At 71.9% G+C, this 1,418-nt stretch carries 1 pseudogene; it reads left to right on the top strand.

The annotated features are described in order from the left end of the window. Positions 1-1,418 (top strand): annotated as a pseudogene (locus L995_RS24675) (exodeoxyribonuclease V subunit gamma); the annotation flags it as partial.

Raw genomic sequence — 1,418 nt, 5'->3', positions numbered from 1 at the left:
GATGCCGAGGACCTGCGCACCGCGCCGCTGCTGGCCCAGGTGCAGCAGCGCATCCGCGACCTGGTGCCGCTGGCCGAGCACCCACCGCTGGAGGTGGCGCGGGCCGACCGCTCCATCGTGTTCCACAGCGCGCACAGCGTGGTGCGCGAGCTGGAGGTTCTGCACGATCAGCTGCTGCAGATGCTGGCCCGGCCGACCGATCCCGGGCAGCCGGGGCAGGCACCGCTGGCACCGCGTGACGTCGTAGTCATGCTGCCGTCCATAGAGACCGCCGCGCCCTCGATACGCGCCGTGTTCGGCCAGTACGGCAGGCATGATCCGCGCCACATTCCCTTTGACATTGCCGACCTGGGCGCACGCGCCAGCAGCCCGCTGGCCGTGGCCCTGCAATGGCTGCTGCGCCTGCCGCAGCAGCGCTGCCGGCTCAGCGAGCTGTGCGACCTGCTGGACGTCCCAGCGATTGCCGCGCGCATGGGTCTGGCGGCCGACGACCTGCCCCAGCTCACGCGCTGGATGGCCGGGGCCGGCATCCGCTGGGGACTCAATGCACCGCAGCGCCAGTCGCTGGGTCTGCAGGCCTGCGGCGAGCACAACAGCGCCTGGTTCGGCCTGCAGCGCATGCTGCTGGGCTATGCCAGCGGCGTGGCGCAGGACGGCCAGGCCTTCGGCGGCATCGAGCCCTATGACGAGGTGGGCGGCCTGTCGGCCGAGCTGGCCGGCGTGCTGGCCGCGCTGCTGGAGCGCATGCTGGCGTGGTGGCGCGAGGCCGAGCAGCCCGCCATGCCCGAGGCCTGGGCGCAGCGCTTTCGCGCGCTGCTGCAGGACTTCTTCAAGGCGCAGGACGATGAGGACGAGGCCATGCTGGCCGCACTGGACGCCGCCCTCACGGACTGGCAGCGTGCCTGCGAGCAGGCCGGCTATGCGCAGGCCGTGGAACTGGGCGTGGCCCAGGAGGCCTGGATGCAGGCGCTGGAGCAGCCCTCGCTGTCGCAGCGCTTTCGGGCCGGTGGCGTGACCTTTTGCACGCTGATGCCCATGCGCGCCATTCCCTTCGAGGTGGTCTGCCTGCTGGGCATGAACGATGGCGACTATCCGCGCCGCGCCACGCGCAGCGACTTCGACCTGATGGCGCTGCCCGGCCAGCAGCGCCCCGGCGACCGCGCGCGCCGCGACGATGACCGCCAGCTCATGCTCGAAGCCCTGCTGTCTGCGCGCCGCGCGCTCTACATCAGCTGGACCGGCCACCATGTGCGCGACAACAGCGAGCAGCCGCCCTCGGTCCTGGTCTCCCAGCTGCGCGACTACCTGGAGGCCGGCTGGCGCGGCGAAGGCGGCCAGCCGCTGCTGGCGCAGCGCACGCAGCAGCACCCGCTGCAGCCCTTCAGCCGCCGCTATTTCGAAGAAGGTTCGCCGTGGAC

The organism is Delftia sp. ZNC0008, from assembly GCF_000799035.1.
Classification (GTDB): Bacteria; Pseudomonadota; Gammaproteobacteria; order Burkholderiales; family Burkholderiaceae_C; genus Comamonas; species Comamonas tsuruhatensis.
Note: the sequence above shows the minus strand (reverse complement) of the source record. Positions and strands in the feature narration are given on the sequence as shown.